Genomic DNA, 13,224 nt, shown 5'->3' on the forward strand with positions numbered 1-13,224 from the left:
GGGCGAATGTGGTTATTTGGAGAAACAACATGAATAATTTTACTTTGAATGCTGAAGTGCGTTCTGACCTGGGGAAAGGTGCGAGCCGCCGCCTGCGTCGTCTCGCAAGCCTGGTTCCAGCTGTTGTTTACGGTGGCGAAAACGCCCCTGAATCCATCAGCATGCTGGCTAAAGAAGTTGCCAAACTGTTGGAAAACGAAGCTGCTTTCAGCCACGTTATCGAACTGAACATTGGTGGCACCAAGCAGAACGTTGTGATCAAAGCACTGCAACGTCACCCGGCCAAAGGCCACGTGATGCACGCTGACTTCGTACGCGTTATCGCTGGTCAGAAACTGATCGCTCACGTACCTGTGCACTTCGTCAACGAAGAAGCACCGATCAAGAAAGGCGGCGAAATTTCGCACGTTATTTCTGAAGTCGAAGTGACTTGCCTGCCGAAAGATCTGCCTGAGTTCATCGAAGTCGATCTGAATGCTGCTGAAGTAGGTGACATCGTTCACCTGTCCGACCTCACAGCCCCTAAAGGCGTTGAGTTCGTTGCACTGGTACACGGTAACGACCTGGCTGTTGCCAACGTTCACGCACCACGTGTAGCACCTGAAGCAGAAAAAGCTGCCGAGTAATTCATTGCTTGGTAGCGTCGGAGTTGCTCAGAAAGCGTCGCGAGCGATAGTCAGGCAAAGTGGGCGAGGTCGCGGAGTTTACATCATGGTAAATGAGCACATTTCGCCCACTTCTGCCGCTACGCATAGTGACGTTATCCACAACTCCAAGGAAGAGCCCCTGTCGTGACTGCCATACAACTGATCGTTGGCCTGGGAAATCCAGGCGCCGAATACGAACAGACCCGGCATAACGCAGGGGCTTTTTTTGTAGAGCGTATTGCTGCGGCGCAAGGCATCAATCTTGCCGTCGAGCGAAAATTTTTTGGCCTGACCGGGCGATTCAGTCACCAGGGTCAGGATGTTCGTCTGTTGATTCCCACCACGTTCATGAACCGCAGCGGCCAGGCCGTAGCGGCGCTCGCTGGTTTCTATCGCATCCCAGTAGACGCCATACTGGTGGCACATGACGAGCTAGACCTACCTCCCGGCGTCGCCAAGTTAAAACAAGGCGGCGGCCATGGTGGTCATAACGGCCTGCGCGACATCATCGCGCAGCTCGGCAATCAGAATACGTTTCACCGTCTGCGGCTTGGCATTGGCCACCCAGGCGATGCCAGCAAGGTCTCCAATTTTGTCCTGAGTCGAGCGCCACGCGCAGAGCAGGAAAAACTGGACGCCAGTATCGATTTTGCCCTCGGCGTGCTGCCGGATATCTTCGCCGGTGAATGGAACCGTGCGATGAAAAACCTGCACAGCCAGAAGGCCTGACTAACTCCAAGGGGAAATATCATGGGATTCAATTGCGGCATCGTCGGCCTACCCAACGTCGGCAAGTCCACCCTGTTCAACGCCCTGACCAAATCCGGCATCGCGGCTGAGAACTTCCCCTTCTGCACCATCGAGCCGAACACCGGTATCGTGCCGATGCCGGACGCACGCCTGGACGCTTTGGCGGCCATCGTTCTCCCGGAACGTGTACTGCCGACCACCATGGAATTCGTCGACATTGCCGGCCTGGTTGCTGGCGCCTCGAAAGGTGAAGGCCTGGGCAATAAATTCCTCGCCAACATCCGCGAAACCGATGCCATCGCCCACGTGGTCCGCTGCTTCGAAGACGAGAACGTGATTCACGTCTCCAACAGTGTCGACCCGAAACGCGACATCGAAATCATTGACCTGGAATTGATCTTCGCCGACCTCGACAGCTGTGAAAAACAGCTGCAAAAAGTCGCGCGCAATGCCAAAGGCGGTGACAAGGAAGCTGTTGCGCAAAAAGCCATTCTGGAACAACTCATCGCCCACTTCTCCGAAGGCAAGCCCGCGCGCAGCCTGGTGAAGAACATGAGTGCCGATGACAAGCAACTGGCTCGCGGCTTCCACCTGCTGACCATCAAGCCTGTCATGTACATCGCCAACGTTGCTGAAGACGGCTTCGAGAACAACCCGCTTCTGGACGTGGTCCGTGCCATCGCCGAAGAAGAAGGCGCAATCGTAGTCCCCGTCTGCAACAAGATCGAAGCGGAAATCGCCGAGCTTGATGACGGTGAAGAGAAGGACATGTTCCTCGAAGCCCTGGGCCTTGAAGAACCCGGCCTGAACCGCGTGATCCGCGCGGGCTACGAAATGCTTAACCTGCAAACCTACTTCACTGCTGGCGTAAAAGAAGTACGCGCCTGGACCGTCCGCGTGGGTGCCACCGCACCGCAAGCGGCTGCCGTGATCCATACCGACTTCGAGAAAGGCTTCATCCGTGCCGAAGTCATCGCCTATGCCGACTTCATCCAGTACAAAGGCGAAGCCGGCGCTAAAGAAGCTGGCAAATGGCGCCTGGAAGGTAAGGATTACATCGTCAAAGACGGCGACGTGATGCACTTCCGTTTCAACGTATAAGTCGCTACCGCTATTTCATTGGGCTGCAGGAAATGCCTGAAACCCAATGAAAACCTGAAGCCCCCTGAAACAGGGGGTTTTTTGCATCTAGAGTCCCCATAGGACGTCTAGGGAATTTAGCCAATGCCTAACTATGAAGTCCTTTCCAATCGCCTTCGATTCATTCCCTGGGTCTTCCTCTGCCTGGGGCTGGCGCTGACCTATGCACTTCAGGACATTCCCCGCGAGTCTGCCCGACAGGCGCTCCACGATGAGTTCGACTACCGTACCAACGAAATCATCGAGAACACCAACAGGCGCTTGCAACGTTACGAGCAGCTAATGGAAGGCCTGTCTGGTCTGTTCGCAACGTCGCTCGTTGTCACGCGCAGCGAGTTCGGTAGATACGTTGAAGCCCTTAAACTCGAAGGTAAGTACCCGGGCATTCAGGGATTAGGATTTGCTCCGCGGGTGTTGCCCGAGGACACGTCCAGACACATCGCCGATGTACGCGCAGAGGGCCTGGTTGATTACACCATCAACCCCAGCGGTAACCGAGACCTCTACACCCCTGTCATCTACCTGGAGCCCTTCAACTCGCGCAATCAGCGCGCGATTGGCTACGACATGTATTCAGAGCCTGTTCGTCGCGCGGCGCTGAATCAGTCGAGGGATGAAGAAATTACCACTATCTCGGGCAAGGTTCGGCTGCTGCAGGAAACCGATCAGAACATTCAAGCGGGATTCCTGATGTACCACCCGGTCTATCGTCTACAGGCTCTCCATCAGACCGTTGATGAACGCCGAGCTAACCTGATCGGTTGGGTCTATGCCCCCTTCCGCATGAACGACCTGATGGACGGCATTCCGGGAAAACGCTTCGGCGAAGCCAGCACCACACTGAGGCTAGACCTCTACGACGGCGACTCGGTTGAACAGAGCGCATTGATATTCAGCTCGAACAGCCGTAGCGGCAGAACGGATTCCGAATTTCATTCCACCCGGCTTGTCCCTCTTTTTGGCCATCAGTGGACGGTAGTGGTCAGCTCACTGGCACCCTTCGACGCCCGACTGAAAAACGACAAAGCCGACATCATTGCAGTTTCCGGTACAGTTGCCAGCGTGCTATTGGCGTTGGTCGGTTGGCTGCTGGTGACAGGTCGAGTACGGGCAATGGTCATTGCCAAAGACATGACCGCAGCCTTGCAGCAAAGCGAAACGGTACTCAGAAAGCTCAACCGCGACTTACGGCTGCTCAGTCGCTGCAATACAGCGCTCGTGCACGCTGAAGATGAGTACGCCCTGCTGGCTGAAATCTGCCGTTTGTGTGCCGAAAGGGACAATTACCTGATGGCCTGGGTTGGCTATGCGGAGCAGGATGAAGCCAAAATGGTGCGCCCCATAACGCAATCCGGTTATGACCACGGGTATCTCGATGGGATCAATATATCCTGGGCGGATACCGCGAACGGTCAGGGTCCGACCGGTATGGCCATTCGTACCGGTCAACCGAATATCAGCCAGAATATCCTGAACAGCCCAAGAATGGCGCCGTGGCGCGAGGCGGCGCTTCAGCACGGCTATCAGTCCAGTGTGGCCCTGCCGCTCATTTGCAACGCCAAAGTGCTGGGTGCGTTAACCATTTACGCAAGCGAAGCGTACGCCTTCGACCCGGAAGAGCTGAAGCTTCTGCAGGAGCTGACCAACGAACTGGCTTACGGCATCATGGCGTTGCGTACCCGTGCGGAGCATGCTGCAGCCAAGGAAACGCTGGCGTTCCTGGCCCACTATGACCCACTGACCCACCTGCCCAATCGTCTGCTGCTGCGCGACCGCTTTGAGCACGCGGTACTCGCCAGCAGGAGCGAAAACACCACACTCACCGTGCTTTACCTCAATCTGGATCATTTTCAGCGAATCAATAACAGCCTGGGATACGCTGTCGGCGACCGAATACTGGTCATGGTCGTTGAACGGCTGTGGCAGTGCATCCCAATGACCGCAACGATCAGTCGAATTAACGGCGACGAGTTTGTTGTCTTGCTCACAGGAAATTACGACGTTGCGGAAGTTATTGGCTTCGCGGATGCCATCCAGGAAGTCTTTGTTGAACCCCTGGAGACCGGCAACCATAAGCTGAGTATTTCTTTCTCCATCGGCATTGGCCTGTTCCCAAATGACGGAGAGGACTTCGACACCCTGTTCAATAACGCCCACACGGCAGTCAATAGTGCCCAGGAGGCGGGGCGCAATACCTATCGCTTCTTCACGCGTGAAATGAATATCGGTTTGATTGAGCAAGTTCGGCTCACCGGGGGATTAAGTAATGCCCTGCGAAATCGCGAATTCGTGCTCCATTATCAGCCTCAGATAGACATTCGCAGTGGTCGGATCATCGGCGCGGAAGCCCTGATCCGCTGGCAGCATCCGGTCGACGGGTTGGTGCCTCCGGGCAAGTTCATTCCTCTGGCTGAGCGCAGCGGCCATATCGTCCAGATAGGCGAATGGGTGCTCAACGAAGCCTGTCGTCAAGCCAGCATCTGGCAGAGTCGATATTCGCCAGCACCGGCAATAGCCGTCAATCTCTCGGGCTTGCAGTTCAAACGCGGGAACGTTCTGGAAGTGGTGTCTGCGGCGCTTGCCGGGTCAGGGTTACGACCGGACCGACTGGAGCTGGAACTGACCGAATCCATTCTGCTGCAGGACGTGGATGCCACGATAGAAACCCTGCACGGCCTGAAGGCCATGGGTGTGAAGCTGTCCATCGACGATTTCGGAACCGGCTATTCCAGCCTTTCGTATCTCAAGCAGCTGGCGGTCGACAAGCTCAAGATTGATCAATCGTTTGTGCAGGACATGTTGACCGATCCCGATGGCGCCTCAATCGTCAAAGCGATCATCCAGCTTGGGCACACCCTGCAACTCTCTGTCATCGCTGAGGGTGTGGAAGTCGATGCCCAATTGGCTTTCCTCGGCGAGTCAGGATGCGATGAGGCTCAAGGGTATTTGTTTAGCCGTCCGGTTCCGGCCGATCAATTCGCCAAACTCCTCGAAAAGAGACTGTCCACGCTGATCTGAGAAGTCTGGACACGCCAAGTAACCTGAACCTTATAAACATCCCTGACTCGAAAACTATACGGTCTCAACCTTCTTGAGAATCACGTAGAGCTGGTCCTTCAGGTTTAGCTTTTCTTTTTTCAGATTTTCGACTTCAAGTTCGGTGCCCGAATCGATGCGTGTTTCTATGTTCTTGATGCGCTGATCCAACTCATTATGTTCATCGAAAAGACGAGAAAAATGCTTATCTTCAGCTTTCAGACGAGTAATCAAGTCACGGTATTCGGGAAACATAGAAGCTCCTAATTGAAATGGCGTCTTGTCGATTATCCAAAGCCGTCAGATTAAATTCCATGATCAGGATCATGCCGCCCGCAGATATCGAGAAAAATCCTCTCGTCCGTCACCTCATCGTGCAGGGCTTTTTTGCGTGTGCCTCGTCCTGAATAAGGTCGATACGTTCTGTTCTGGGTTACAAAATGGTCACCCATTCCATTAAAATGCCCCCTATTTTTCAGACTCGGCGGGATTCCCATGACACACCAGGCGCCTAAACTCAGTATCGCTGTGCAGCCAGACAAACCGCACCTGTCTGCCGGGCAAAAGAAATTCAATGGTCTGCTCAAGAAAATCGAAACGCAGCGTCAATTAGTGGAAACCTGGCAAAACACCACCTCTCAGTACCAGCAACGCTGGAACGCTGATTTCAAGCCGCTGCTGGATGAGTTTGACCAACTCGACAGCGAGATGCTGCACTTCCTCGACGATGCCAGCGATCGAATAAAATTCAGCAAGAACGATCGGCTGACCCTGCAAGAGATCATCTGCTCACTGGTCACCTCCCTGATGGGTGGAGAGCATGACGAAGCATTGAAGCTGATTTACAAAAAACACACCGGTAGCCACTTTGATAGCGACCAGCTTGAGGAGGCGGAACACTTCAAGGCGTCGTTCGAAGAGACGTTTGGATTCAAAATGGATGATGACGTCGACCTTGATTCGCTCGAGGACGTCACTCAATACATTTTTGAAAAACAGACAGAGGAAGCTGAGCAACGAAAGAGCAACACCAAGCCACGCAAGAAATCCGCACAACAGCTCCGCGAGGAAGAAGAACACGCCAACGCCAGCCGATCAGTGCGCGAGATTTACAGAAAACTGGTCAGTGCACTGCACCCCGATCGCGAAATCGATCCTGTCGAGCGTGAACGCAAGACAGTGATGATGCAGCGGGTCAACCAGGCTTATACCGACAACAACCTGCTCGGTCTCCTGCAATTGCAGCTTGAGATCGAACAGATCGATCAAAGTCATATCAACACGATTGCTGAAGACCAACTCAAGCACTACAACCGAGTTCTGATCAATCAGCTCGACGACTTGCAGCACGAGGTGTCCGAGCTGACGCTGGCGTTCAAGAGGCAGTTCAATCTGCCACCGTTCGAGAACATTACGCCCGCCAACGTCGCGCGCAAATACCCGAAAAAACTTCGGGAACTGCGCGCAGACATTCAGATATTAAAGGAACAGCGTGAAGAACTGGAAGACCCGAGGGTCCTGAAGCGCTGGCTAAAAGAACAACGTCATGAGCTCGATATGGAAGCCTATCTATCTGCCGGCATGCCGGAAGACTTCATTCGCTGATGACGCTGATCTAAAGCAACTGATGAGCTGGCCGGGCTTGCTTCAAACCCTCAGTTCAGCTCAATTGAAAGCGTGCGGTGTTATCGCTCAGCGCTCGACTGCCCTTGCTGAGCGTATCGGCCGCTTGATTCACAGCACGTGCACCATCAAGCAAGCGCCCCGCCGCCTGATCGACCTGCTGAATATTGCCGCTCACTTCATCAGCCGTGGCAGCTTGCTCTTCAACAGCGGTGGCGATTTGCGCCAGGGTATCGGTCACACCCTGCACCGCACTGGCGATTTCTCCCAGTCGCAGGCCCAACCCGGTTACCGAAGCTGCGTCCGTCTCAGCCTGCCCACACGCAGCAGCCATCAGGCTCACTGCCTGGCTCACAGTGCTGCGTAAGCTGTCCACTGTTCCTGCAATCTGCGCAGTGGACGCCTGCGTGCGTTGCGACAAGCTGCGCACTTCATCAGCGACCACGGCAAACCCTCGGCCCTGCTCCCCTGCCCGCGCCGCCTCGATGGCGGCGTTAAGCGCGAGCAAATTGGTCTGCTCGGCAATGCCGCGTATCGCATCCACCACCGACTGGATCTGCTGGCCCTGCTCGCTGACCCTTCCCAGTGCCGCGGCGGTGTCCGTCAAACGCAGGTTGAGCTGCTGAATACTCGCCGTGGTCCGCTGACTGTCGCGGCTACTTTCTTCGGCCACATGTCGGGTGTGCTGGGCGCTTGTCGACGCCTGCTCGCAGCTTTTCGCGACCCCTTGAGAAGTGGCAGCCAATTGCGTTGCCGCCGCTGCGATCTGACTGATTTGTTGCTGCTGCTCCTCGACCTCGTCGAGTGTGCGGTTGGACTGGGTATTGAGGGTCAGGACCGCGCCACTCAACTGCAGCGTTTCGTGATCGACGCCCACCAGGCTCGTGCGTAATTGCACCACGGCGGCATTAAGTGCCGTGCTGATCGCCGCCAACTCATCACGCCCTTCCACCGACACCTGTACACACAGGTTGCCATCACGTAACGACTGCGCCAGCGTTGTAATGCCACTGGCGCTGCGCCGGATCGAAGCCTGCAGACACACAAACAGATAAAGCGCCGCCAGCAGCAAGCAACCAAAAATCACCGCCACCGGGACAAATTGGCGAACAGACTGATCATGGTAATAGGCCAGACGGGTGTCCAACGAGACCAGGGATTGGTGGCGCAGCGCAGTCAAATCATCGAGCAAGGCATCGACGCTACGCTCGAAACCGCCGGTATTGAGGTTGATGTTACCGCCGAACAGACCGTCATCAAGCACCTTGAACTCACTGTCCAGACGCTGTTGGCTCTTGCGGTATTGATCGGCCCACGGCTGCAGATCGGGCGAGAGCCTTGCTTCCAGGGAGACCCCGGTTTTGTTCAATTGCTCGCGGGCATCGCCAAGCCGGCTGCGCAGATCACGCACCTGCAAACGGCTTTGCAAACTGAACTGGCCGGACGCTACCGAGGTTTGACCCACACTGGCCAGACGCCCGACACGCTCGATCAGCTCAGGCGCCTGCTGCGTGGACATTTGCATCAATAGGTAGGTTTCCAGCCTAGGGTCGAAGATCAGCCCACTGTCCTGAGCGATTTGTTCGCGCAGGGCTTGCAACTGACTCAGAGCGGTCGTAAAGCGTTCATAACCGTCCGGCCACCAGCCAACCGTGCGTAGGGCCGCAGAGTCCAGCCCTGTGACCCTGGCTTGTAGCGTCTGGTAACGCTCTAGCGTTTCTGCCTTCGCTCCATAGCGGTGCAGTTCCGTGCCTAACAGCGCTAGCGCCTGAGCGATTCCAGGATTGGCTGCGTCAAGTGCGCCCATGGCTTCGCGCGCAGCAGGGGTCGGTTCATGAAGGATATCGGCAGCCTTCCAACGGGCTGCGCGGTCACGTTGAGCGGTCAGCAGGTTGTCCAGCGTTTCCAGGGTCAATAACTGGCTGACACCGCCTCTTTCCCCCGCAATCACGGCAAGTTTGTCGCGATAATCCTGGCCAATCATCCACAGACTGCCTACCAACGGCAGCACGAATAGCAAAAAAAGCAGCTGAAACTTGCGGGCAAATCCAAAACGCCCAAGCAGGCGAATCCCCGGTGACAAAAGTGCCTGCATGTCCAACCTCTCATCTGGGCACCCTGCCATCACTTATGGTCATGTAAGGGTGCTTATGCAAAAACTGGCAGATCGCCATTTTCATGGCCTATAACGAAGCAAGATCTGGACCGCAGGCAGCCGCCTCATCACACCCTCAGGATCAATTCTGAGGCCATCAAATTACGTATAGTATATTTACTATACTGTTAAGGTATTACTTCCATATTTATATAGAGTTGTTATATAAAACACACCGGACATAAGTTGACCCCAGCAGCCTATGCTGCAAGGTCACACCTAAAGAGCTAACAATCAGCCACCGAGTACTCGTACATGTCGATATTTGAACAAGGGCTAGCCCCTAAGGCTGTCAATCATATTGCCTTGTCGCCGCTCAGCTTCATCGAGCGCACTGCCAGCGTCTACCCTGATTACCCCGCCGTCATCCACGGTTCGATCCGCCGTACCTGGGCGCAGACCTATGCGCGCTGCCGGCGTTTGGCTTCGGCATTGGCCGGTCGCGGCATTGGCAAAAACGACACCGTCGCACTGATGCTGCCTAACATCCCCGCCATGCTTGAAGTTCACTTTGCCGTGCCGATGATCGGCGCGGTGCTCAACCCGCTCAACGTGCGCCTGGACGCCGAAGCCCTCGCCTTCATGCTCCAGCATGGCGAGGCCAAGGTGCTGATTACCGACCGCGAGTTCCATGACGTGATTCACGCGGCTATCGGCATGCTCGACCACCCGCCTTTGGTGATCGACGTCGATGACCCCGAATATGGCGAAGGCCAGGCCGTCAGCGACCTCGATTACGAAGCGCTACTGGCTGAAGGTGACCCGGCGTTCGCCTGGCAGTGGCCGGACGATGAGTGGCAGGCGATTTCGCTGAACTACACCTCCGGCACCACCGGCAACCCTAAAGGCGTGGTTTACCACCATCGCGGCGCTTACTTGAATTCGCTGGGCAACCAGATGACCTGGAACATGGGTAACCATCCGGTTTATCTGTGGACCTTGCCGATGTTTCACTGCAACGGCTGGTGCTACCCGTGGACCATTACCGCGATGGCTGGCGTGCATGTGTTCTTGCGCCGCGTCGACCCACAGAAAATTCTGACCCTGATCCGCGAGCATCAGGTCACGCACTTCTGCGGCGCACCGATCGTGCTCAACGCCTTGGTCAACATGCCTGAATCAGCGAAAGCTGCCATCGATCACCCGGTCAACGCCATGGTCGCCGGTGCCGCGCCGCCGGCCAAAGTGATCGGTGCCGTGGAAGAAATGGGCATCAAGGTCACGCACGTCTACGGCCTGACCGAGACCTATGGCCCCGTTACTATTTGTGCCTGGCATGCCGAGTGGGATGAACTGCCGCTTGATGAGCGCGCACAGGTCAAATCCCGTCAGGGCGTGCGCTACCCGACGCTGGAAGGGGTGATGGTGGCCGACCCGAAAACCCTGGAACCGACGCCGCGTGACGGCCAGACCATCGGCGAGATTTTCATGCGTGGTAATACGGTGATGAAGGGTTACCTGAAGAACCCCACCGCCACCGCAGAGGCCTTCGAGGGCGGCTGGTTTCATACCGGCGACCTGGCGGTCTGTCATCCCGACGGCTATGTCGAGATCAAGGACCGTCTCAAGGACATCATCATCTCGGGTGGCGAGAACATTTCCACCATTGAACTTGAAAGCGTGCTCTACCGCCATCCGGCCGTGCTCGAAGCGGCCGTGGTTGCGCGCCCCGATGAGAAATGGGGAGAAACGCCCTGCGCGTTCATCACCCTAAAGGCCGACCACCAGGACACTCGCGAAGCCGACATCATCAGCTTTTGCCGTGAGCATCTGGCAGGGTTCAAAGTGCCGCGCACCGTGGTGTTCACCCTGCTGCCGAAGACCTCCACCGGGAAGGTCCAGAAGTTCGTCCTGCGGGACATGGCCAAGAATCTTTAATTCTCGGCCCTTTAACCCTCGATAAGGCCCGCATCAGGCGACAGGTCCAACCTGTCGCTACCGGGCTTTGCACGCCAAAGTGGCACGGCCGTCCAAACAGAGCCGTGCAATCCATATGCTGTTACAACGAGGTTCACGTTATGCCTGAATTCAACGCCCCATTGCGTGACATGCGCTTTGTTCTGCAAGAAGTGTTCGACGCTCCAGCCCTGTGGGCACGCCTGCCGGCACTGGCCGAGATTGTCGACGCCGCCACCGCTGATGCCATTCTCGAAGAAGCCGCCAAGGTCACCGGGCAACTGATCGCCCCGCTCAACCGTAGCGGCGACGAGGAAGGCGCACAGTGGCTCGATGGCCAAGTCAGCACGCCAACCGGCTTCAAAGAAGCCTACGCCACCTACATCGAGGGCGGCTGGGTCGGCCTTTCCGGTAATTCAGACTTCGGCGGCATGGGCATGCCGAAGATGCTCGCCGTGCAGTTCGAAGAAATGCTCTACGGGGCCAACTCCAGCTTCGCCTTGTATTCGGCCCTGAGCTCGGGTGCTTGCCTGGCCATTGATGCTCACGCCAGCGAATCCCTGAAAAACCTGTACCTGCCGCCGATGTATGAAGGTCGCTGGGCCGGTTCGATGTGCCTGACCGAGGCCCACGCAGGCACCGACCTGGGCATCATCCGCACCCGTGCCGAACCTCAGGCCGACGGCAGCTTTAACATCACCGGCAGCAAAATCTTCATCACCGGTGGCGATCAAGACCTCACAGAAAACATCATCCACCTGGTCCTGGCCAAATTACCGGACGCGCCAGCAGGGCCTAGAGGTATCTCGCTGTTTGTGGTGCCCAAGGTGCTGATCAATGCCGACGGTTCGCTCGGCCAGCCCAACGCAGTCAGCTGCGGCTCGATCGAACACAAAATGGGCATCAAGGCCTCAGCCACCTGCGTGATGAACTTCGACGGCGCCAGCGGCTGGCTGGTCGGCGAGGCCAACAAAGGACTGGCCGCCATGTTCACCATGATGAACTACGAACGCCTGTCCATCGGCATCCAGGGCATTGGCTGCGCCGAGGCGTCCTACCAGAGTGCCGTCGCTTATGCCCGCGAACGCATTCAAAGCCGCGCACCGAGCGGGGCTGTGGCGAAAGATAAAATAGCCGACCCAATCATCGTCCACCCCGACGTGCGCCGCATGCTGCTCAGCATGAAAGCCATGACCGAAGGCGGCCGTGCCTTCGCCAGCTACGTCGGGCAACAACTGGACCTGGCCAAGTTTTCCGATGACGCCCAGGAACGGAGCGACGCGCAAAACCTGGTCGCCCTGCTCACCCCGGTCGCCAAAGCATTTTTCACCGACAGCGGCCTGGACAGTTGCGTACTGGGTCAGCAGGTGTTCGGCGGCCACGGCTATATTCGCGAGTGGGGTCAGGAACAACTGGTGCGCGATGTTCGTATCGCGCAGATCTACGAAGGCACCAATGGCATTCAGGCGCTGGACCTGCTTGGGCGCAAAGTGGTGGCCAATGGTGGTGTCGCCCTGCGTCAGTTCACTCACGAAATTCGTGTGTTCGCCGACCAGCCGGACGCGAAGTACTCCGTGCAATTGCTCGACGCCGTGCAACGCCTGGAAAACCTCAGCGACTGGCTGCAAGAACAAGCAAAAACCAACCCCAACGAAGTCGGCGCAGCGTCGGTCGAGTACCTGCACCTGTTCGGCTACGTCGCCTATGCCTATCTCTGGGCGCGCATGGCTCAGGTCGCCGGGAACAAGAGCGGCGAAGACGAAGCCTTCTATGGCGCGAAAATCGCCACCGCCCAGTTCTACTTCAGCCGCCTGCTGCCCCGCATATTGAGCCTTGAACAATCCATTCGGGCTGGCAGCGCTTCGCTATACGGCTTGGATGCCGAACAGTTCTAACGATTAAGCGTAACGCGGCGCCAGTCTGGTTAGGTGTCCGCGTCTTTTTATCGATCTACCCTCGCCCACTTGGCGAGGGCTG

Annotated in this window: 9 protein-coding genes; 7 read left to right on the forward strand and 2 right to left on the reverse strand. The window is 56.6% G+C overall.

Annotated features, from left to right (window positions below; all coding sequences use genetic code 11):
* Positions 1-29: 29 nt before the first annotated feature.
* From AC1ME2_RS08665 to AC1ME2_RS08680, 4 genes are all read left to right on the forward strand, one after another.
* The gene (locus tag AC1ME2_RS08665; RefSeq protein WP_480440451.1) at positions 30-626 is read left to right on the forward strand and encodes a 50S ribosomal protein L25/general stress protein Ctc; all 597 of its coding nucleotides are present in this window, start codon (positions 30-32) and stop codon (positions 624-626) included.
* 165 nt (positions 627-791) lie between these two features.
* Entirely contained in the window at positions 792-1,376 is a 585-nt protein-coding gene (gene pth, locus AC1ME2_RS08670) for an aminoacyl-tRNA hydrolase (protein ID WP_480440453.1), read from the forward strand.
* 21 nt (positions 1,377-1,397) lie between these two features.
* Positions 1,398-2,498 carry a redox-regulated ATPase YchF gene (ychF, locus tag AC1ME2_RS08675; RefSeq protein WP_219063475.1) on the forward strand — a complete coding sequence of 367 codons (1,101 nt, stop codon included), beginning with the start codon at positions 1,398-1,400 and terminating at the stop codon, positions 2,496-2,498.
* Between the two features lie 123 nt (positions 2,499-2,621).
* On the forward strand, positions 2,622-5,555 hold the full coding sequence (locus AC1ME2_RS08680; protein WP_480440454.1) for a bifunctional diguanylate cyclase/phosphodiesterase: 2,934 nt from the start codon (positions 2,622-2,624) through the stop codon (positions 5,553-5,555).
* A gap of 54 nt (positions 5,556-5,609) precedes the next feature.
* Here the strand turns inward: AC1ME2_RS08680 and AC1ME2_RS08685 are convergent, their stop codons facing one another.
* The gene (locus AC1ME2_RS08685; RefSeq protein ID WP_480440456.1) at positions 5,610-5,828 is read right to left on the reverse strand and encodes an HP1242/YdcH family protein; all 219 of its coding nucleotides are present in this window, start codon (positions 5,826-5,828) and stop codon (positions 5,610-5,612) included.
* A 240-nt stretch (positions 5,829-6,068) separates the two neighbouring features.
* Here AC1ME2_RS08685 and AC1ME2_RS08690 point away from each other — a divergent pair, with 240 nt between their 5' ends.
* A complete protein-coding gene (locus AC1ME2_RS08690) occupies positions 6,069-7,178 on the forward strand; it encodes a J domain-containing protein (RefSeq protein ID WP_480440458.1) in 1,110 nt (369 codons plus the stop codon).
* Between the two features lie 55 nt (positions 7,179-7,233).
* Here the strand turns inward: AC1ME2_RS08690 and AC1ME2_RS08695 are convergent, their stop codons facing one another.
* Positions 7,234-9,321, reverse strand: a complete 2,088-nt coding sequence (locus AC1ME2_RS08695) for a methyl-accepting chemotaxis protein (protein ID WP_480440461.1) — start codon at positions 9,319-9,321, stop codon at positions 7,234-7,236.
* A 285-nt stretch (positions 9,322-9,606) separates the two neighbouring features.
* On the opposite strand from AC1ME2_RS08695, the gene AC1ME2_RS08700 reads away from it, so the two are divergent.
* Positions 9,607-11,229: an acyl-CoA synthetase gene (locus tag AC1ME2_RS08700; protein WP_480440463.1), complete on the forward strand. Its 1,623-nt coding sequence runs from the start codon at positions 9,607-9,609 to the stop codon at positions 11,227-11,229.
* A gap of 140 nt (positions 11,230-11,369) precedes the next feature.
* Positions 11,370-13,142 (forward strand): acyl-CoA dehydrogenase C-terminal domain-containing protein, encoded by a 1,773-nt coding sequence (locus AC1ME2_RS08705; protein WP_480440464.1) that lies wholly within the window; start codon positions 11,370-11,372, stop codon positions 13,140-13,142.
* Positions 13,143-13,224 lie beyond the last annotated feature (82 nt).

This window comes from Pseudomonas sp. ASL9 (genome assembly GCF_056680335.1).